Source organism: Streptomyces sp. NPDC048171 (genome assembly GCF_043202655.1).
GTDB lineage: Bacteria > Actinomycetota > Actinomycetes > Streptomycetales > Streptomycetaceae > Streptomyces.
In genome coordinates this window covers 541,433-561,849 of record NZ_JBIDAU010000002.1, presented here as the reverse complement: position 1 = coordinate 561,849, position 20,417 = coordinate 541,433, and the positions used below count along the sequence as shown (strand labels likewise).

Here is a 20,417-nt window from a genome sequence, read left to right as displayed (position 1 = left end):
GACCGACCGCGTGCCCGCACATTCGAAGATCACGGGGGATCCGGAATGCATCCGATGGTGAAGCCCGCGCTCCGGCGCGGCTGGCGCGGTCTGAACACCGTGCAGTTCGGGATGACACCGGCGCACGCGCTGACGCTCGCCCCGGTGGACACGGCGACGGGCAGCTTCCTCGAACTGCTCAACGGCACCCGAGGACCGGAGCTCCTGCGTGAGGAGGGGCACCGCATGGACCTGCCGGAGGGGCACGTCGACGGGGTGGTGGAGGGACTGGCGCGGGCCGGGCTGCTGGACGACGCCACGGGCGGCGGACCGGCCGCCGACGCCCTGCGGGGGAAGAAGGCGGTCCTCGACCGGCTCCGTCCCGACCTGGCCTCCCTGTCCCTGACGACCTCCGAACCGGGGGACGCGATCAGACACCTGGCGGCCCGCCGCGCCCTGCGGGTGAGCGTGAGGGGTGCGGGACGGGTGGGCGCGGTACTCGCCGGCCTGCTGTCGGGGGCGGGGATCGGCGATGTCGACGTCCGCGACGGCGGACGGGTCGAGCCGTGGGACGTCGCCCCGGGCGGGCTGCCCGCCGACTCCGTCGGCGACCGGCGGGACGAGGCCGCCCGTCGGGTGGTGCGCCGGGCCGCTCCCGACCGGCCGCCGCGACGTGGCCCGGCGGCGCCGTCCGAGGCGGACACCGCGGGCTTCTCCCTGGTGATCGTCACCCCACGCGACGACGTGGCGGTGCACACACCCGATCCCGTCGCGGCCGAATCCCTCATGGCCTCCGGCACACCCCACCTGTATGCCGGGGTAGTGGAGGGGACGGGTGTCGTCGGCCCTCTGGTCCTGCCCGGCGAGACCGGGTGCGCGGGCTGTCTGCACGCGGAGCGCACGGACCGGGATCCGGTCTGGCCCCGCCTGGTGGCCCAGTGGCGTTCCGGCCGCCGGCCCGAGGTGCGGCCCTGCGACCTCACCCTCGCGGCGACCGTCGCCGGACTCGCGGCGGCCCACGCGCTCGCCTTCCTGGACGGCGGGAGCCCGTCGAGCACCGGCGTCCGCTGGGAGGTCTCGCTGCCCGGTCTGTGCTGGCAGTCCCGTCCGGTCCGGGCCCACCCCGAGTGCCCGTGCGGCGCGGCGGGGAAGGGTAAGGAGGAACACATCGCCGAGGACGGGGAGTGGCGCGCGACAATGGCGGGGCAAGGGCCGTCAGCAGGAGTACGCCGTGAGGCGGAACCCGCGCGGCCGGCTGCGACTTGGAGGGCTCATGTCTGATCTTCCCCGCAAGGCGGTCACCCGGACCGCCAAGCTCGCCGCGCTCCCGCTCGGCTTCGCCGGGCGGGCGACCTGGGGGCTCGGCAAGCGGATCGTGGGCGAGTCGGCGGAGCTCGTCGGCCAGCAGTTGCAGCAGCGCACCGCGGAGCAGTTGTTCAAGGTACTGGGCGAGCTGAAGGGCGGGGCGATGAAGTTCGGGCAGGCGCTGTCCGTCTTCGAGTCGGCGCTGCCCGAGGAGGTCGCCGGGCCCTACCGGGCGGCGCTGACCAAGCTCCAGGAGGCGGCTCCGCCCATGCCGACGCGCACGGTGCACGCCGTGCTCGCGGAGCGCCTCGGGGAGAGCTGGCAGGACCTGTTCCTGGAGTTCGAGGACAAGCCCGCCGCGGCCGCCTCGATCGGCCAGGTGCACCGGGGGGTGTGGCACGACGGCCGCGAGGTGGCGGTCAAGGTGCAGTACCCGGGCGCGGGCGAGGCTCTGCTGTCGGACCTCAACCAGCTCAGCCGTTTCGCCCGCCTGCTCGGCCCGCTGGTCCCCGGCATGGACGTCAAGCCGCTGATCACGGAGCTGAAGGACCGGGTCTCGGAGGAGCTGGACTACGACCTGGAGGCGCAGGCCCAGCGGATCCACGCGGAGGAGTTCGCGGACGACCCGGACATCCTGGTGCCGGACGTCGTCCACCAGTGCGACCAGGTACTGATCACCGAGTGGATCGACGGCATCCCGATGTCGGAGATCATCTCGGAGGGCACGCAGGAGCAGCGCGACCGCGCCGGCCAGTTGCTGGCCCACTTCCTCTTCTCCGGCCCGGCGCGCACCGGTCTCCTGCACGCCGACCCGCACCCGGGCAATTTCCGCCTGCTCCCCGGTGGCCCGGACGGCGAGGACGACTGGCGCCTGGGCGTCCTGGACTTCGGCACGGTCGACCGGCTCCCGGGCGGTCTGCCCGAGCCCATCGGGGATGCCCTGCGGATGACGCTGGACGGCGAGGCTGACGCCGTCTACGAGATGCTCTGCACGGAGGGGTTCGTCAGGGAGTCGATAGAGCTGGACCCCGACGCCGTCCTGGACTATCTCCTGCCGATCATCGAGCCGGCCCGGGTCGACGAGTTCACCTTCACCCGCGGCTGGATGCGGAGTCAGGCGGCCCGCATCGGCGACCCCCGCTCCCCCGCCTACCAGCTGGCCAAGCAACTGAATCTGCCGCCGTCCTACCTCCTGATCCATCGAGTGACCTTGAGCACGATCGGGGTGCTGTGCCAGCTGGGAGCGACGGTCCGGCTCCGTGACGAGCTGGCCGACTGGCTGGTGGGCTTCGTCCCCGAGGAGGAGACGGACGAAGAGGAAGCCGCGTCCGTCGAGGACGCGTACGAGGAGTACGAGGAGGAGGAGAAGGCGGCGGAGGCCTGAGCCGCCCGCTCCGAACGGACCTTGGGGGCCGGTCCGTTCGGACGGACCGGCCCCCAAGGGCAGAGCTTCGTCCCCCGGACCGGGAGACCACCGCTTCAGGTGTGTCGGTTACTGCATGACCGCCATGGCGAGCGCACGCCGGGCACGCATCGAGGCGCGCTCCGCCCGGCGCTGCATGCGGCGAGCGGTCGCCAGGCGCATCGCCCGGCGCTCCTGCTCCGCCTCGATCAGGCGGTCGTGCATATGCGCACGTGCCAGGGCTTCTGGGATGAGTTGCATTTCGCGGGTCCTGTTCTGACGCGAGTCCTTCGCGCCGGTGGTGGTGAAGTCTTCAGGCGCGGAGCCTGCGGTGTCGTGGGGGGACGGCTTCATCGGGGCCTGCTTCTGGGGGTCGTACGTGAGAGGGCGATCGATCGTTCCGGTGATGTTCATGCCGAAACCGGGTTCTTGCGCGGGCGACCACGGGGCCGCTTCCGGGCGACGACGACACCCTGGACGAACAGCTCGCCGCCCCAGACGCCCCAGGGCTCACGCCGCTCCTTGGCACCGGCGAGGCAGGCCTCGATCAACGGGCAGGTGCGGCAGAGGGACTTGGCGTACTCGACGTCCGCCGGCGACTCGGCGAAGAAGACCTCCGGGTCGTAGGAACGGCAGGGGACGGGCACGCCGAGGTTCTCGATGGCGTCGTCGAGCGCGGTGAGCGCGGTGAGCGGGGTCAAGGTGGAGTCCTCCGTGGAACAGGGCTTGGGGATCGTGTCGGAAGGCGGTACGGACGGGGCGTGCGCTTCGAGTTGCACGGGTGGTCTTCCTCGTCTGGTCGTTCCGGCCGGTTGGCCGGTTGGCGGCTTGGTACCGGGTTCTTTTCTTGTCCCGAGGCTCCTTCGTGCTGTCGTCCGTTCGGGGACAAACAGAAGGGCCGCGGATCCCGGGTGGGGTTCCGCGGCCCTGAAGGCGCCGGCCTGATCGACGATCAGGCTGGATCACTCCAGGGTTCTGGCCCACGGAAGGCCCACATCAGGTGGTGCTGCGTCGTCTGCTTCCGGAATCCGGCACCGGTCGCGGTAAAGGCATAGGCCTGCGCCTGTGCCGTTACAGCTGCTTCCAGTGCCTTGGTCGGTCGCTCATTGCGCTCACGGACGGGAAGGCCCGCGGGGGCAACGGAGGAGGCGGCCGGACGCACGGCACGGATGCCGGACAGACCGGTGCCCGAGTTCGAGGCGCCGAGGATGCACAGGGAGACGGCCGAGCGATCGGTCATTTTGGCGGTGAAGCCGACGTTGCTGCTGGTGTTGATGCTGATCACTGGACTCGCCTCCTCTCGGCGTCTCGGGGGACTGGGGTGAACCAGTCCGTGTATATGCAAGTACAACACGGAGTCAGGGCCTTCGGGAAGGCCGCTGTTCCCGTGACCAAGAACCTATGGGGATTCCCGGGGCATGCGCAAACTATTTTCTCGACGAGTTTGCATCAGTCGTCCTCGTCCAGCCCCACTCCCTCTTGACCTGCGCAGATGGCCAGGACGTCGGCTCCGTAGCGGTTGAGCTTGCGTGCTCCGACGCCCGGGATCCGGGCCAGTTCCCGCTCGTCATCGGGGACGGACTCGGCGATCGCCATCAGTGTCTTGTCGGTGAAGACGCAGAACGCGGGCTGCCCGCTGCGCCCCGCCTGGACCGCCCGCCACTCGCGCAGCCGCTCGTAGACGCCCTCGTCCATGTCGGACGGGCAGTCCTCGCAGCGCATCAGTTTCATCTCGCCGGCGTCGGTGAGCGTGCGCCCGCAGACACGGCAGCGGGCCGGCGTCCGCGGTGTCCGCCTCGGGACGGCGGCCGCGACGCCGCCTCCTCCGCGTCCGCGCTCGACTCCTCCGGTGCCGCCCGCCGCGGCGTGCCCGCCCGCCGTGCCGGAGCCTGGCCGCAGGCCCTTGAGGAAGCGGCTGGGCCGGCGGCTCGGCCTGCCGCCGGGCGAGCGGGCGAGCGCCCAGGAGAGGTGCAGACGTTCACGCGCGCGGGTGACACCGACGTAGAGCAGGCGGCGCTCCTCCTCGATCTGCTCGTCGGTCTTTGCGTAGGTGATCGGCATCATTCCCTCGGCGACGCCCACCAGAAAGACGACGTCCCACTCCAGGCCCTTGGCCGAGTGCAGGGAGGCGAGGGTGACGCCCTGCACCGTGGGGGCGTGCTGGGCGCCCGCCCGCTCGTCGAGTTCCACCACCAGGTCGCTCAGCGTGACGCCCGCTCGCGCGGCGGCGAAGTCCTGGGCGAGCCCGACCAGGGCCGCCAGCGACTCCCAGCGTTCCCGGACGGCGCCCGAGCCTGCCGGGGGCTCCGAGGTCCAGCCCTCCCCCGAGAGCACCGCGCGCACCTGTGAGGGCAGGTCGACGACGTCGTCCAGGAGGGAGTCGTTGCCGCCGAAGCGGGCCGCCGCCCGCAGGGCGCTGTGGGCCTTGCGCACTTCAGGGCGGTCGAAGAAGCGCTCCGCGCCCCGCAACTGGTACGGGACACCGGCGTCGGCGAGGGCCTGTTCGTAGGTCTCCGACTGGGAGTTGGTCCGGAACAGGACCGCGATCTCGGCGGCGGGAACGCCCGCGTCGACGAGTTCGCGGATGCGGCGGGCCGCGCCCTCGGCCTCGGCCGGCTCGTCCGGGTACTCGGTGTAGGCGGGCTCGGGGCCGACCGGTCGCTGGGAGACCAGTTCCAACCGGTGGTCGGCGGCCCGGCCCCGGGCCTGGGCCAGCAGCCCGTTGGCGAGGTGGACCACCTGGGGGGTGGAGCGGTAGTCGCGGACCAGTTTGACGACGGTGGCCCCGGGGTGCCGGACGCGGAAGTCGAGCAAGTGGTCGGGCGTTGCTCCCGTGAACGAATAGATCGTCTGGCTGGCGTCGCCGACCACGCACAGGTCGTCGCGGTCGCCGAGCCACAGCTCCAGCAGGCGCTGCTGGAGCGGGCTGACGTCCTGGTACTCGTCCACCACGAAGTGCTGGTACTGGGCGCGGACCTGGTCGGCGACGTCGTGCCGGTCCTGCAGGACGGCCACCGTCAGCAGCAGCACGTCCTCGAAGTCGATGACTCCGCGACCGCGCTTGAGGTCCTCGTAGGCGGCGTAGAGCTGGGCGATCTCCGCCGGGTCGCGGGGCGTCTCGCGACCGGCCTTGGCGGCCGCGGCGGCGTAGTCGGCGGGGACGGTCTGGGTGACCTTGGACCACTCGATCTCCGCGGTGGCGTCGCGCAGCTCACCCCGGTCGAGGCGGATGCGGCAGGCGGCAGCGGCGTCGGCGACGAGCTGGATCTTGCGGTCGACGAGCCTGGGCAGGGAGCCGCCGATCGCTTTCGGCCAGAAGTACTGGAGCTGACGCAGCGCCGCCGAGTGGAACGTGCGGGCCTGGACACCGGAGGCGCCGAGCTGGCGCAGCCGGCCCCGCATCTCCCCCGCTGCGCGGTTGGTGAAGGTGACGGCGAGCACGCTGGTGGGCTGGAGGATCCCGGCCCGCACCCCGTAGGCGATGCGGTGGGTGATCGCCCGGGTCTTGCCCGTGCCGGCACCCGCCAGCACGCACACCGGTCCGCGCAGGGCGGTCGCCACCTCGCGCTGCTCGGGGTCGAGCCCTTCGAGCACCGCGTCGGCCGAGTCCGGTACCTGCGGGAAGAGGGTGGAGTGCGTTGCTGCTGTCACACAGCCATGCTGCCAGGTCTCGCGGGACGCGTGAGCCGGTTGTCCACAGGCACGCTCCGATAGTCGTACCCATGCTGATGTGAGGCTCTCCCGGGGCGGGAATGGTGGCGCCGTCGCGGACGTTCACCTCCTGCGACCTCATCCCCGAGCCGCCGGATCCCCGAGTCGCCGAAGGAGCGCGAGAGACATGCCGGGCACTGTGACGATGTACAGCACCACGTGGTGCGGCTACTGCCGCCGGCTGAAGAGCCAGCTGGACCGCGAGGGCATCGCGTACAACGAGATCAACATCGAGCACGACCCGGACTCCGCGGCCTTCGTGGAGAAGGCCAATGGCGGAAACCAGACGGTCCCCACGGTTCAGGTGATTCCCACCAACGGTGGCACCGAGGTCGTCATGACGAACCCGAGCCTCGCCCAGGTGAAGCAGGCGCTGGGCGCCTGACCTCCGCGAGACGCAGCCCCCGAACCGGCCTCGTGCCGGTCGGGGGCTGCGGTGCTTCGTGCGCCGGGCCGGCCGGACGCAGCAGCCGGCAACCGCACGCGTTGGCCCCGGACGCGCCGACCGCCGTGCTGTCGGCAGTACGGTCAGCGGCCCGATCGAAGCGGCGTGCGCGCGGCCGAACCGGGCCGCCGACCGACCTCAGAACGCCGCGCGCGTCGGCAGTGGCCTGCCGTACCAGAGCTCGATGAGGCGGGCCGCGATCGAGATGCCGTAGGGCGGGAGCACCTCGCCCGACTCGAAGGCGGCGCCCAGTTCGTCGCGGGAGAACCAGCGCGCCTCGTGGATCTCGTCGCCGTCGACCTCGATGTCGGTCGACGTGGCGCGGGCCATGAAGCCGAGCATCAGGCTGGACGGGAAGGGCCAGGGCTGGCTGGCGACGTATTCGACGGGGCCGACGGTGACCCCGACCTCCTCCTGGACCTCGCGGCGCACCGACTGCTCGATGGACTCGCCGGGCTCCACGAAGCCGGCGAGCGTGGAGAAACGGCCCTCGGGCCAGTGGACCTGGCGACCGAGCAGTATGCGGTCGTCGTCGTCCGTGACGGCCATGATCACGGCGGGGTCGGTGCGCGGGTAGTGCTCGGCGCCGCAGGCGGGGCAGCGGCGGATGTGGCCGGCCGCGGCGATGACCGTGCGCTCGCCGCACCGGGAGCAGAACCGGTGCAGGCGCTGCCAGTTCTCCAGGGCGACCGCGTGGACCATCAGGCCCGCCTCACGGGGGGCCAGAAGCAGGCCCGCCTCCCGCAGGCCCGCCGGGCGCGCCGACTGGTCCATGCGGCCGGGCAGGGAGTCCTTCTGGAGGGCGAAGTAGCTGACCCCGTCCTCGTCGGTGCCCAGGAAGTAGCGGTGCGCCTCGGTGAGCGGGGCCTCGAAGGAGGGGGTCATGACGAGCTCGGTGCGCCCGTCGGGCGTCTCGTCGATGAGGGCCTGGCCGCCGGAGACCACGAAGCAGCGCGTCGAGGGGTGGCTCCACGCCGCCGCGAGCCAGGCCTCGTCGAGACGGTGGTGGGCGGCGCGGTCGATGCCGCTCGGCGCGGTGAGCGAGATGGGACGGTCGGCGGTGCGGTCGGTCCAGGTTGTCACGGGTGCTTCCAACTCCCCCGGTGAGCGGTTCGGTTCGGCAGGCGGGTTCGGCGGGTCGTGGGGCGGCGGGGCGGCGGGGCGCTCAGGGTGCGTGGCGCCAGTGCTCCCCCAGGTCGCTCCACAGGTGGGCGGCGGTCTCCACGCCCTTGAGCAGCAGATCCAACTCCACCTTCTCGTCGGGTGCGTGCCAGCCGTCGGACGGGACGGAGATACCGAGGAACAGCACCGGGGTGCCGAGCACCTCCTGGAGGTCGGCGGCGGGTCCGGAGCCGCCCTCCCGCGTGTAGCGGACCGGTTTCCCGAAGGCCAGGCCCATCGCGCGGGCCACCGACCGCAGCGCCGGGTGGCCGAGCGGCGTCAGGCACGGGCGGGTGGCCGGGGCGAAGTCGATCTCGCAGCGGATCCCGGCGGGCACCTGTTCGGCGATCCACGCGCGGACGGCTTTCTCCACGTGCTCCGGCTCCTGGCCCGCGACCAGCCGGAAGGAGAGCTTCACCATGGCGGACGACGGGATGATCGTCTTGCTGCCAGGGCCCTGGTAGCCGCCGCCGAGGCCGTTGACCTCAGCGGTGGGGCGGGCCCAGACACGTTCCAGTGTGGTGTGGCCGGCCTCGCCGTGGGCGGCGTACGACTTGGCCGTGTCCAGCCACCGCTGCTCGTCGAAGGGCAGCTCGGCGAAGAGGTCGCGCTCCTCGTCGCTGAGTTCGATCACGCCGTCGTAGAAGCCGGGGATCGTCACGCGCGCGTGCTCGTCGTGCAGGGCCGCCACCAGGCGGGCGATCGCGGTGGCGGGGTTGGGGACCGCGCCGCCGAAGGAGCCCGAGTGGATGTCCTGGTCGGGTCCGTGCAGCCGGATCTCGCATTCCGCGAGGCCGCGCATGCCGGTGCACACCGTGGGGGTGTCCTCGGACCACATGCCGGTGTCGGAGACGATCACCGCGTCGGCGGCGAGCCGGTCGGCGCGCTCCTCGACCAGGGCGCGGAAGTGCGGGGAGCCGGACTCCTCCTCGCCCTCGATGAGCAGCTTGAGGTTCACCGCGGGGGTGGTGCGACCGGTGGCGGCCAGGTGGGCACGGACGCCGAGTGTGTGGAAGAACACCTGCCCCTTGTCGTCCGCCGCCCCGCGCGCGTAGAGGCGGTTCTCGCGGACGACCGGTTCGAAGGGGTCGCTGCTCCAGCCGTCCTCGCGGGCGGCGGGCTGCACGTCGTGGTGGCCGTAGACGAGGATCGTCGGTGCCTGGGGGTCTTCGGAGGTCCACTCGGCGAAGACGGCCGGGGCGCCCGGGGTGGGCCAGACCTCGGCGGTCCCGAAGCCGGTCTCCTTCAGCTTGGCGGCGAGCCAGTCGGCGCTGCGGCGCACATCGGTCGCGTGGTCGGGCTGCGCGGACACCGACGGGATGCGCAGCCAGGCGACGAGATCGTCGAGGAAGGCGGCACGGTGCTGCTCGATGTACGTACGGACAGCGCTGACAGCATTGTCAACGGGGTGGCTCATACTCACGAGCCTATCGGCCCGCGCGGACACCCCGATCGTGCGGTTCGTCACCGACCGGATCGGCCAGCAGCAGGTTCTCCAGCGCGGCGCGGTCCGGCAGCCGGTCGGGCCGGACTACCTCCCCGGTGCGCACGTAGAGGAAAGCGGCCGTCACCGACTCCAGCGGTACGTGCTGCTGCTCGGCCCAGGCAAGGCGGTAGAGCGCGAGCTGGAGCGGGTCCGCGGTGCGGGATCGGCTCGTCTTCCAGTCGACGATCTCGTACGTCGCCGTGGTGCCGTCGCCCTCCTTGTAGACGGCGTCGATACGGCCGCGCACGACCCGGCCGGCGAGCGTGAGCTGGAACGGCGCCTCGACGCGGTGGGGGGTGCGGCGAGCGTACTCGGTCCGCTCGAAGGCCACCTTGAGGAACTCCAGGTCCTGCTCGTCGGCGATCTCGGCGTCGGCGCCGGGCAGCTCCCCGGGTTCCAGCAGGGGCAGCGTCAGCGGTTCGAAGCGTGCCTCGACCCACGCGTGGAAACGGGTGCCGCGGCGGGCGGCGGGCCGGGGCGGGCGGGGCATGGGGCGGGCCAGCTCCTGTGCGAAGCCGTCCGGGTCGGCCGCCAGGTCCAGCAGCTGGGAGGCGGTCAGGGACGCCGGGAGGGGCACCTCGGTGACGCTCTCGCGGGCGCGCAGCAGTTCGCCGGTGAGGGCGTCGAGGTCGCGGTCCCAGGAGGCGACGGTGCGCGACTCCTCCGGGGTGAGGCGGGCGGGGGCGTCCGGTACGGGGGCGTGCTCGCGGGCGTCCTGTACGGGGCCGTGCTCGCGGGCGTCCTGTACGGGGCCGTGCTCGCGGGTGTCCTGTACGGGGGCGTGCTCGCCGGACGCGGGTCGGGGCAGGCCGGGACCGCCGGGCCGTCCGGGCGCGGTCGCCTGGTGCGGGACGGTGGGGCGGTCCGTGGTCCAGGAGTCCCAGTCGCCGGCCGGGTTCTCGGTCCCTGCGGGATCCGCTTCCTCCAGGGGCGGCTCGTCGTCCTCGGGGGGCGGCGGCCAGTCGGGGTCGTCGTAGGTGTCCGGGTCGTGCGGGGCGGTGTCCTCCTGTGTGGCGAGGCGGTCCAGGTGGGCGAGGACGGTCTCGGCGGCGGACCGGCGCCGGGCGAGGGCCTCGTCGTCCAGGGGCAGCGGCCAGACCTGGTCGGCGTCGGCCCGGTGCAGGGCCGGGTTCTCCTCGTCCTCGGCGGGTTCGTCCGCCCAGGCCTCGATCTCGCCGTGCCCGGCGGCGCAGTGCTCGTACAGGGCCGTGAGGAAGTCGGACGGCCCCCGGGGCTTCTTCTGGCTGGGTCCCCACCAGTGGCCGGAGCCGAGCAGCAGGGAGCGGGGGCGGGTGAAGGTGACGTAGCCGAGCCGCAGTTCCTCGGTGTGCTGGTGCTCCTTCATGGCCTCGTGGAAGGCCTTCAGACCGCGCGAGTCCCAGGACTCGACGTCGGGCAGGGTGTCGGAGTCGCCGCGCAGCCCGTGCGGGAGCACCTTGCCCTGGGCGGTCCACTTCTCGCGGCCCCGGCCACTGGGGAAGACGCCCGTGACCAGGCCGGGTACGGCGACCACGTCCCACTCCAGGCCCTTGGAGCGGTGCGCGGTGAGCACCTTGACGGTGTTCTCGCCGCCGGGCAGGGCGTTGTCGAGGCCCTTCTCGTACTGGGCGGCGGTGCGCAGGAAACCGAGGAAGGCGAGCAGGGTGGCCTCGCCGTCGCTCGCGGCGAAGGAGGCGGCGACGTCCAGGAAGTTCGACAGGGTCTCGCGGCGGCGGGCGGCCAGGGCGTGCGGGGACGCCGACAGCTCGACCTCGAGGCCGGTGACGGCGAGGACGCGGTGCAGCACGTCCATGAGGGGGTCGGACAGGGCCCGGCGCAGTTCCCGCAGCTCGGTGGCGAGCCGGGCGAACCGTACGCGCGCGTCCGGTGAGAAGGGCAGCCCGTCGTCGTCCCCGGTGCCGTCCAGCGGGGTCTCCAGGAAGGTGTCGAGCGCGTCGGCGAGCGATATCACCTCGGAGGGGTCGACTCCTTCGACGGCCTCGGCGAGCCTCCGGTCGGGGTCGTCGTCGCCGTCCACGCGCGCGTGGCTCACCAGACGCCGTGCGCGGCGGCCGAGGAGGGCGAGGTCGCGCGGGCCGACGCGCCAGCGGGGGCCGGTGAGCAGCCGCACCAGGGAGGCGTTGGCGCCCGGGTCCTGGAGTACTTCGCAGACGGCGACCAGGTCGGCCACCTCGGGCAGGTGCAGCAGCCCGGAGAGGCCCACGACCTCGACGGGGACGTCGCGGGCCACCAGCGCGCCCTGGATCTCGGCGAAGTCGGTCGCGGTACGGCACAGGACGGCGATCTCCCCGGGCGCCTGCCCGGTGTGCACGAGGTGGGCGACGGAGTCGGCGATCCAGTCGATCTCCTCGGCGTGAGTGCGCAGCAGGGCGCAGCGGACGATGCCGTCGCGTTCGGCGCCGGGCGCGGGGCGCAGTGCTTCCACGCCCGCGTGCATGGCGCGCAGGGGCTCGGCGAGGCCGTTGGCCAGGTCGAGGAGTCTGCCGCCGCTGCGGCGGTTCTCGCTGAGCGCCTGCCGGGTGGCGGGGCGGCCGTCCGCGTTCTCGAAGTGGGCGGGGAAGTCGTCGAGGTTGGCCACGGAGGCGCCGCGCCAGCCGTAGATCGCCTGGCAGGGGTCGCCGACGGCGGTCACCGGGTGGCCGGTGCCGCCGCCGAACAGGCCCGCCAGGAGGACGCGCTGGGCCACCGAGGTGTCCTGGTACTCGTCGAGCAGCACGACCCGGAACTCGTCGCGCAGTACGCGGCCGACCTCCGGGAGCCCGGCGAGCCGCGCGGAGAGGGCGATCTGGTCGCCGAAGTCCAACAGGTCCCGTTCGCGTTTGGCGGCGCGGTAGCGGATCACCAGGCCGGCCAGTTCGCGTCGCGAGGCCGCGGCCTCGGGGACCTTGCGCAGCTCGGCGTTGCTGAGCCGGACTCCCTGGAGGGCGTCCAGGAGTCCGGCGTCCCAGGTGAGCAGTTCCTCGGGGCGTACGAGGTGCTCGGCGAGTTCGGAGTCGAGGTCGAGGAGGTCGCCGACCAGGTCGGGAAACGAACGGGTGAGGGCCGGGTAGGGGCCGGGGGCCTCGCGCAGTACCCGCGCGGCGAGCTGGTAGCGGGTGGCGTCGGCCAGGAGCCGGGAGGTCGGCTCCAGTCCGAGCCGCAGGCCGTGGTCGGTCAGGAGACGGCCCGCGAAGGCGTGGTACGTCGAGATAACGGGTTCGCCCGGCGGGTGGTCCGGGTCGATCACGTTCGGGTCGGTGACGCCCGCGCGGATCAGGGCCTTGCGGACCCGCTCGGCGAGTTCACCGGCCGCCTTGTTGGTGAAGGTGAGGCCGAGGACCTGCTCCGGGGCGACCTGGCCGGTGCCGACCAGCCACACCACACGTGCCGCCATGACCGTGGTCTTTCCCGACCCGGCTCCGGCCACGATCACCTGCGGGGCGGGCGGCGCGACGATGCAGGCCGTCTGCTCCGGGGTGAAGGGGATCCCGAGGAGTTCCTTGAGCTGATCGGGATCGGTGAGATGGGCAGGCACGTCAGAGAGGCTAGCGGCGGCCACTGACAGCCGGTGCCCGACGGCCCCAGGAGGCGGCGGAAGCGCTGGTCAGCACCTGTGGTGCGGCTCGTCACACCGGTCTGTGGTGCGGCTCGTCACACCGGTCGCGGCGGGGCTCGGCACGCCGTCGGTCGCACCGGCCCCGCCTACTCCACGACGTGCCGTCCCTCGGGCCGCGCGCTGCACGACGCGCGGAAGGCGCAGTGCGCGCAGTGCTGGCCGGCGGTAGGAGTGAAGCGTTCGTCGAGGACCTTGCCGGCGGCCGTGGCCAGCAGGTCGCCGACCCACTCGCCCTCCGCCCCCTCCTGCGACTCCTGCGCCTGCACCTTGGGCAGGGTCTCGCCGCCGTCCCGCCGGGCCGCGCCCTGACGGAGCTGGACGAGTTCGGCTCCGCCGGGTTCGGGGCGTACGCCGTCGAAGGCCTCGTCGACGGCGCCCTCGCGGACCGCGAGCTGGTAGACGGCGAGCTGCGGATGGTGCGCCACCTCGGCCGCGGTGGGCGCCTGCTTGCCGGTCTTGAAGTCGACGACGTAGGCGCGGCCGTCGCCGTCCCTCTCGACGCGGTCCATCTGGCCGCGGATGCGCACCTCGTACTCGCCCGCCTCCAGGGTCACGTCGAAGTCGTGCTCGCTGGCCACCGGCGTGCGCCCGGCGCGGTCCATGACGTGCCACTTCAGGAACCGTTCGAGCGCCACGCGCGCGTTGGCCTTCTCCTGCGCGGACTTCCACGGCGCGTCGAAGGCGAGCGCGTTCCACACGGAGTCGAGGCGTTCCATCAGGACGGCGAGGTCTGCCGGGGTGCGCCCGGAGGCCACCTCGTCGGCCAGGACGTGCACCACGTTGCCGAAGCCCTGGGCGGCCGTCGCGGGCGCGTCCGCCTTGACCTCACGGCCCAGGAACCACTGCAGGGCGCACGTGTTGGCCAACTGGTCCAGAGCGCTGCCGGAGAGCGTGACGGGGTGGTCGCGGTCGCGCAGCGGCACCTTGCTCTCGGTCGGGTCCCACATGCCCCACCAGCGGTACGGGTGGGCGGACGGCACCAGTGGGCGGCCGTCCTCGTCGGCGAGGGCGGCCAGCCTGGCCAGGCGGCGGGCGGCGGCCTCCCTGAGGGGTTCGGAGACGCGGGGGTCGACGGTGGTGGCACGCAGCTCGGCGACGAGCGCCGCGACGGCGAGAGGGCGGCGCGGGCGGCCCGTGACGTCGGCGGGTTCGACGCCGAGTTCGGTCAGGAACCGGGAGGGCTGGTCGCCGTCGTCGGCCGGTGCCTTCACCGCGGTCACGACGAGGCGTTCACGCGCGCGCGTGGCGGCCACGTAGAACAGGCGCCGTTCCTCCGCGAGCAGGGCTCCGGGGGTCAGCGGTTCGGCGAGGCCGTCGCGGCCGATCCGGTCGGCCTCCAGCAGGGAGCCGCGGCGCCGGAGGTCCGGCCAGAGCCCCTCCTGGACGCCCGCGACGACGACCAGCCGCCACTCCAGCCCCTTCGAGCGGTGCGCGGTCATCAGGCGGACGGCGTCGGGGCGTACGGCACGCCGGGTGAGGGTGTCGGCGGCGATGTCCTCGGCGTCGATCTCCTCCAGGAAGTTCAGGGCGCCCCGGCCACCGGTGCGCTCCTCCGCGCGGGCGGCCGTCGCGAACAGCGCGCACACGGCGTCGAGATCGCGGCCGGCGTTGCGTCCGGCGGCGCCGCCACGCCGGGCGGAGCGTTCCAGGCGGGTCGGCCACGGGGTGCCGTTCCAGAGGTCCCACAGAGCCTCCTCGGCGCTGCCGCCGTCCGCCAGGCGCGCGCGGGCCTGGCGGAGCAACGCGCCCAGACGCTGGGCCCCGCGCGCGTAGGCGGGGTCGTGGACCGCCAGCCGCTCGGGCTCGGCCAGCGCACGCGCGAGCAGTTCGTCCGAGGGCGCGGGCAGCGCGTTGCCGGCGGCCCGCTCCTCGTCGCGCAGGGCGCGGCCCAGGCGGCGCAGGTCGGCCGCGTCCATGGCGGCGAGGGGGGAGGTGAGGAGGGTGAGGGCGGTCTCGGTGGGGAGCCAGCAGGGGGTCGCCGCCTCGGCGTCCGATCCTGTCTCCGTCCCCGGGTCCGGCTCTGCTTCCGGGTCCGACCCGGCTTCCAGGCCCGGCCCGGCTTCCGGGTCCGGCCCGGCTTGCGGGTCCGGCCCAGCTTCCAGGGCCGCCGCAGTCTCCGCGTCCACCGCGGTACCAGTGCCGGTACCGGTACCGGTACCGGGCTCGCCCGCACCCACGTCACGGGCGCCGTCCGCACCGGCACCGGCACCGGCCGCGTGCCGGGGCTCCCCCGCACCCGGGCCCGCCTCCGCCTCAGCCACCGCCCGCAGTGCCGTCAGCAGGGGGGCCACTGCGGGCTCGTGGCGCAGGGGAAGGTCGTCGCCGTCGATGTCCAGCGGGACGCCGGCCGCGGTGAGGGCCCGGCGCATCGTGGGGATGGTGCGTGAGCCGGCGCGCACCAGGACGGCCATGTCGCCCCAGGGGACGCCGTCCTCCAGGTGGGCCCGGCGCAGGATGTCGGCGACGTTGTCCAGTTCGGTACCGGAGGTCGGGTACGTGTACACCTCGACGCGCCCCCCGTCCCGCACCGGGGTCAGCTCTCGGTGGGCCCGCACCTTGGCGGCGGGCAGGCGGGTCAGCGGCATCCGCTGGGTCAGCAGGCGGGTACCGGCCAGCAGGGCCGCCCCGGAGCGCCGCGAGGTCCGCAGTACCTCGACCGGCGCCGGACGGCCGTCCGCGCGCGGGAAGGCGGACGGGAAGTCCAGGATGCCGTTCACGTCCGCACCCCGGAAGGCGTAGATCGACTGGTCGGGGTCGCCGAAGGCGACGAGGGTGCGCCCCCCGCCGGCCAGGGCGTGCAGCAGCCGTACCTGGGCCGGGTCGGTGTCCTGGTACTCGTCGACGTAGACCGCGTCGTACTGACCCGCGAGGCGTGCGGCGACCTCGGGGCGGCGGGCGAGGAGCACCGCGCGGTGGACGAGTTCCGCGTAGTCGAGCACGCCGTGGAGATCGAGCACGTCGAGGTACTCGGCGAGGAAGACGGCGGCTGCCCGCCAGTCGGGGCGGCCGATGCGCCGGGCGAAGTCTCCCAGCGCCTCGGGGCCGAGACCGAGTTCGCGGCTGCGGGCGAGCACCGCGCGGACCTCGTCGGCGAAGCCGCGGGTGGTCAGGCAGGCGCGCAGTTCGTCGGGCCAGCGCACGTGGGCGAGTCCGAGCCGCTCCAGGTCGACCTGCCCGGCGAGCAGCTCGCGCACCGTGACGTCCTGCTCCGGGCCGGACAGCAGGCGCAGGGGCTCCACGAACAGGTCGCTGTCCTGGTGGGCGCGGACCAGGGCGTAACCGAAGGAGTGAAAGGTGGTCGCCCGCGGGGCGCGGGCGGCGCCCATGCGCAGGGCCATGCGGTCGCGCAGTTCGACGGCAGCCTTGCGGCTGAAGGTCAGCACCAGGATGCGCTCGGGGTCGCCGCCCTTGGCGATCCGGTCCGCCACGGACTCGACGAGCGTGGTGGTCTTGCCGGTGCCCGGACCCGCGAGGACGAGCAGCGGCCCGGCGGCGTGGTCAACCACGGCACGCTGTGCGGCGTCCAGATGAGGGGGGTCCCTTCGCGCCGGAGGGGTACGCACCAGTCGGTAAGCGCCGCGGCTCCCCCGTCGCACCTGGGGGTGCGACGGGTGTCCGGTGGAGGAAGAGGAGCTCACGTGGTTCGCCGGTCCTGGTGGGTGTACTGGTGGGCCGTCCGCGCCGCGCGCACGGCGGTGACCGCGGGATGAGGGGGACGCGTGCGGCCGACGCTACGCCGACGGACGAGGTGGAAGCAGAGCTTCCTCTTCTTCCCTCTCCTCCCTCGGGTCACTCGCGACGCGCGTGTCCCCCGCCCCACGAACGTACGTCATGCCACAGACATGTCCGTTGTGCCCCGTTTCCCTCATCCGGATCACAGGTCACACGCCGACCGGCCTCATGGCGGAAGCTGTCAGGTGTGACCCTGCGCACGTCCGCCGCCGTCCCACCGCGCCCGCTTCAGGTCGAGGCGCGGCAGATGGCCCTCCGCGGCCCTGCTCGCCTCCTTCAGGGGCGTGCCCTCGTCCCGGTAGCGGTCGAGGGCCTCCAGTTCGTGCCCGGCGAGCAGCGCCCCGTCAGCGCGGACGACACGCCACCAGGGGACGCCTCCCCCGTAGAGGGACATCACGCGGCCGACTTGACGGGGTCCCCCCTCCTCCAGGTACTCGGCGACGTCCCCGTACGTCATGACGCGGCCCGGCGGGATCAGTTCGGTCACGTCGAGGACCCGCTCGGCATACTCGGGCAGCGCGTCCGCGTGCTCCGCGCGGGCGCCGTCCGGAAGGCTCTGCTCGCTCATCCGCCCCATCCTGCCGCACCCCTGCGACAACGCGACGCGCTCCCGAGGCTGCGATTCCCTCGCCCGGACGCGGCGCTTCGGGCAGACTGTGCGGCCCGCACGGGCACCCTGATGCCTGCCGAGACCGGCGCGGCATGCCACCATCGTGCGGGCGGTGACCAGTGATACGAGAGCAAGAAGAGGCGATGAAGCAGCAGGGTGTGCACCCCGAGGACGCCGAGGGCACCTCTGACGCTTCGTCGCGCCCGGACACCGCGGACGACAGCGGCGGGAAGCCCGCCCGGCGCGCGGCGGCGGGCAGGTCGGCCACGGCCGCCGATCCCGACGACGTGGCCCACATCGACGAGGTGGAGGGCGACGAACCGCTCCTCCCCGCGCGCGTGCACCGCCCCTCCGACCTCATGCGGCTGCTGGTGGGCGTACTCGCCGTCGCCGTGCTCCTCGCCGTGGCCGCCTTCGCGCACGGCACCACCTCCGGCCTCGAACAGGACATCAACAAGGGCACCGGGCAGGCTCCCGACCTGCTCATCAAGATCGCGGGGCTGGCGTCCAGCATCGCGATCCTCCTGGTGCCGGTCGCCTTCGCGATCGAACGGCTGATCAAACGGGACGGGCTGCGGATCGCCGACGGCGTACTGGCGGCGGTCCTCGCCCACGGGGTGACCCTGGCCACGGACCTGTGGGTCGCCAAGGCCGCCCCGGGATCCATCCAGGAGGCGCTCACCCAGCCGTCCCCGGGCGACATCCACGCGCTCACCGACCCCGTGCACGGCTATCTGGCCCCGGTCATCGCGTACATGACCGCGGTCGGCATGTCCCGCAGACCCCGCTGGCGCGCGGTGCTGTGGATCGTGCTGCTCCTCGACGCGTTCTCGATGCTCGTCACCGGCTACACCACGCCGTTCTCGATCATCCTGACCGTCCTCATCGGCTGGACCGTGGCCTACGGCACGCTGTACGCGGTCGGCTCCCCCAACGTCCGGCCCACCGGTCGGACGCTGATGGCGGGCCTGCGGCACGTCGGTTTCCGCCCGGTGACCGCCGCGCGCGAGGAGGCACCGGCGGACAGTGTGGAGACCGGCGACCGCGGCCGCCGCTACTTCGTCACGCTGGAGGACGGGCATCCGCTCGACGTGACGGTGGTGGACCGGGAGCAGCAGGCGCAGGGCTTCTTCTACCGCGCCTGGCGCAATCTGACGCTGCGCGGCTTCGCCACCCGCAGCAGCCTCCCCTCTCTGCGGCAGGCCCTCGAGCAGGAGGCGCTGCTCGCCTACGCGGCGATCGGTGCCGGCGCCAACGCCCCCAAGCTGATCGCGACGTCCGAGCTGGGTCCCGACGCGGTCATGCTCGTCTACGAGCACACCGGCGGACGCACCCTCGACTCCCTGCCGGACGAGGAGATCACCGACGAGCTGCTGCGCGGCACGTGGGAGCAGGTCCAGGCGTTGCAGTCCCGGCGCATCGCACACCGCAGGCTGGTGGGCGACGCGATCCTGGTGGATCGTTCCGGCGCGGTGATCCTCACCGACCTGCGGATCGGCGAGATCGCCGCCGGAGACCTGCTGCTACGCATGGACATCTCGCAGCTCCTGGTGACGCTCGGCCTGCGGGTGGGCGCCGAACGCGCGGTCGCCTCGGCGGTGGGCGTGCTGGGTCCCGACGCCGTGGCGGACTGCCTGCCGATGCTCCAGCCCATCGCGCTCAGCCGCTCCACACGCGCGACACTGCGCAGACTCGCGCGGGAACGCGCCGAGCGGGAGCGCGAGGCGGTCCTGGAGTCGTCCCGGCAGGCCAAGCTGGCCCGTGCCGAGGCGGCCGCCGGCGAGGACGCGGGCGACACACCCGAGAAGAGTGTCCAGCTCACCAAGACGGAAGACACCGGCAAGGCCGAGAAGGCTGACAAGTCCGACAAGAGCGACAAGAAGGCCGCGCGTGCGGAACAGCGGGCCGAGAAGCGGGCCGTGGAAGAGGCGCTGGAGGAGGCTCGCGAGGAGGACCTGCTCACCCTGATCCGGCACGCCGTACTGCGCATCAGGCCGCAGGCCCCGGTCGAGCCCGCCCGGCTGGAACGGGTGCGTCCGCGCACGCTGATCAGCTTCATCGCCGGCGCGATCGGCGCCTACTTCCTGCTGACGCAGCTCACCCACATCGAGTTCGGTCCGCTGATCTCGAACGCCCAGTGGGGCTGGGTGGCCGCGGCCGTGCTGTTCTCGGCGGCGAGTTACATCGCGGCGGCGATGGCCCTGCTGGGCTTCGTACCCGAGCGGGTACCGTTCCTGCGGACCGTGGCCGCGCAGGTCGCCGGCTCGTTCGTGAAGATCGTCGCCCCGGCGGCGGTCGGCGGCGTGGCGCTGAACACCCGCTTCCTCCAGCGCGCGGGCGTGCGCCCGGGGCTCGCGGTGGCGAGTGTCGGGGCCTCCCAGTTGTTCGGGCTCGGCTGCCACATCCTGATGCTGATGGCCTTCGGCTATCTGACCGGCACGGAGAAGACGCCGTCGCTGTCCCCGTCCCGGACGGTCATCGCGGGCCTGCTGACCGTGGCGGTGCTCGTGCTCGTGGTGACCTCGGTGCCGTTCCTGCGCAAATTCGTCGTCACGCGCGTGCGGTCGCTCTTCGCCGGGGTCGTACCGCGCATGCTGGACGTGCTGCAGCGTCCGCAGAAGCTGATCACCGGGATCGGCGGCATGCTGCTGCTCACCGCCTGCTTCGTGATGTGCCTGGACGCCTCGATCCGGGCCTTCGGCGACGACTCGACGTCGATCAGCCTGGCGAGCGTCGCGGTCGTCTTCCTCGCGGGCAACGCCCTGGGGTCCGCCGCGCCGACGCCGGGCGGTGTGGGCGCGGTCGAGGCGACGCTGACGGTCGGCCTGATCGCCGTCGGCCTCCCGAAGGAGGTCGCCGCCCCCGCGGTGCTGCTCTACCGGCTGCTGACGCTGTGGCTGCCGGTCCTGCCGGGCTGGCTGATGTTCAACCACCTGACGCGGAAAGAGGCGCTCTGACCCAGGCGTCGCACCACGCGTCGGACCGCGCGGC

13 protein-coding genes are annotated in these 20,417 nt (G+C 73.1%); 4 read left to right on the top strand and 9 right to left on the bottom strand.

The genetic code is table 11. From position 1 onward, the window contains the following. Positions 1–45: 45 nt before the first annotated feature. Positions 46–1,260 carry a TOMM precursor leader peptide-binding protein gene (locus tag ACGF3J_RS06960; RefSeq protein WP_161331555.1) on the top strand — a complete coding sequence of 405 codons (1,215 nt, stop codon included), beginning with the start codon at positions 46–48 and terminating at the stop codon, positions 1,258–1,260. Continuing rightward, on the top strand, positions 1,253–2,668 hold the full coding sequence (locus ACGF3J_RS06955; RefSeq protein WP_161331554.1) for an AarF/ABC1/UbiB kinase family protein: 1,416 nt from the start codon (positions 1,253–1,255) through the stop codon (positions 2,666–2,668). Before ACGF3J_RS06960 ends, ACGF3J_RS06955 begins: the two co-directional genes overlap by 8 nt. A gap of 108 nt (positions 2,669–2,776) precedes the next feature. Here the strand turns inward: ACGF3J_RS06955 and ACGF3J_RS06950 are convergent, their stop codons facing one another. The 4 genes from ACGF3J_RS06950 to ACGF3J_RS06935 form a co-directional block, all read right to left on the bottom strand. Continuing rightward, positions 2,777–3,100, bottom strand: a complete 324-nt coding sequence (locus ACGF3J_RS06950; RefSeq protein ID WP_161327923.1) for a hypothetical protein — start codon at positions 3,098–3,100, stop codon at positions 2,777–2,779. Next, positions 3,097–3,465 carry a WhiB family transcriptional regulator gene (locus ACGF3J_RS06945; RefSeq protein ID WP_003973786.1) on the bottom strand — a complete coding sequence of 123 codons (369 nt, stop codon included), beginning with the start codon at positions 3,463–3,465 and terminating at the stop codon, positions 3,097–3,099. The genes ACGF3J_RS06950 and ACGF3J_RS06945 overlap by 4 nt, the downstream gene beginning before the upstream one ends. Before the next feature lie 173 nt (positions 3,466–3,638). Then, entirely contained in the window at positions 3,639–3,971 is a 333-nt protein-coding gene (locus ACGF3J_RS06940; protein WP_161327922.1) for a hypothetical protein, read from the bottom strand. Between the two features lie 164 nt (positions 3,972–4,135). After that, on the bottom strand, positions 4,136–6,337 hold the full coding sequence (locus ACGF3J_RS06935) for an ATP-dependent DNA helicase UvrD2 (RefSeq protein ID WP_161327921.1): 2,202 nt from the start codon (positions 6,335–6,337) through the stop codon (positions 4,136–4,138). A 187-nt stretch (positions 6,338–6,524) separates the two neighbouring features. Between ACGF3J_RS06935 and ACGF3J_RS06930 the strand changes: the two genes are divergently transcribed. Next, positions 6,525–6,782 (top strand): mycoredoxin, encoded by a 258-nt coding sequence (locus ACGF3J_RS06930; protein WP_161327920.1) that lies wholly within the window; start codon positions 6,525–6,527, stop codon positions 6,780–6,782. A gap of 198 nt (positions 6,783–6,980) precedes the next feature. Here ACGF3J_RS06930 and nudC read toward each other — a convergent pair whose 3' ends face one another. The 5 genes from nudC to ACGF3J_RS06905 form a co-directional block, all read right to left on the bottom strand. Next, positions 6,981–7,925: an NAD(+) diphosphatase gene (gene nudC / locus ACGF3J_RS06925; protein WP_161327919.1), complete on the bottom strand. Its 945-nt coding sequence runs from the start codon at positions 7,923–7,925 to the stop codon at positions 6,981–6,983. Between the two features lie 82 nt (positions 7,926–8,007). Next, on the bottom strand, positions 8,008–9,420 hold the full coding sequence (locus ACGF3J_RS06920) for a dipeptidase (protein WP_161327918.1): 1,413 nt from the start codon (positions 9,418–9,420) through the stop codon (positions 8,008–8,010). 10 nt (positions 9,421–9,430) lie between these two features. Beyond that, the gene (locus ACGF3J_RS06915) at positions 9,431–13,003 is read right to left on the bottom strand and encodes a UvrD-helicase domain-containing protein (protein WP_393853581.1); all 3,573 of its coding nucleotides are present in this window, start codon (positions 13,001–13,003) and stop codon (positions 9,431–9,433) included. Positions 13,004–13,170: 167 nt separating this feature from the next. Beyond that, positions 13,171–16,722 (bottom strand): ATP-dependent helicase, encoded by a 3,552-nt coding sequence (locus ACGF3J_RS06910; RefSeq protein ID WP_393853580.1) that lies wholly within the window; start codon positions 16,720–16,722, stop codon positions 13,171–13,173. A gap of 275 nt (positions 16,723–16,997) precedes the next feature. Then, the gene (locus tag ACGF3J_RS06905) at positions 16,998–17,384 is read right to left on the bottom strand and encodes an MGMT family protein (RefSeq protein ID WP_275942212.1); all 387 of its coding nucleotides are present in this window, start codon (positions 17,382–17,384) and stop codon (positions 16,998–17,000) included. Between the two features lie 185 nt (positions 17,385–17,569). Between ACGF3J_RS06905 and ACGF3J_RS06900 the strand changes: the two genes are divergently transcribed. Then, positions 17,570–20,383, top strand: a complete 2,814-nt coding sequence (locus tag ACGF3J_RS06900) for a lysylphosphatidylglycerol synthase transmembrane domain-containing protein (protein WP_161331534.1) — start codon at positions 17,570–17,572, stop codon at positions 20,381–20,383. The last annotated feature ends 34 nt before the right edge of the window (positions 20,384–20,417 follow it).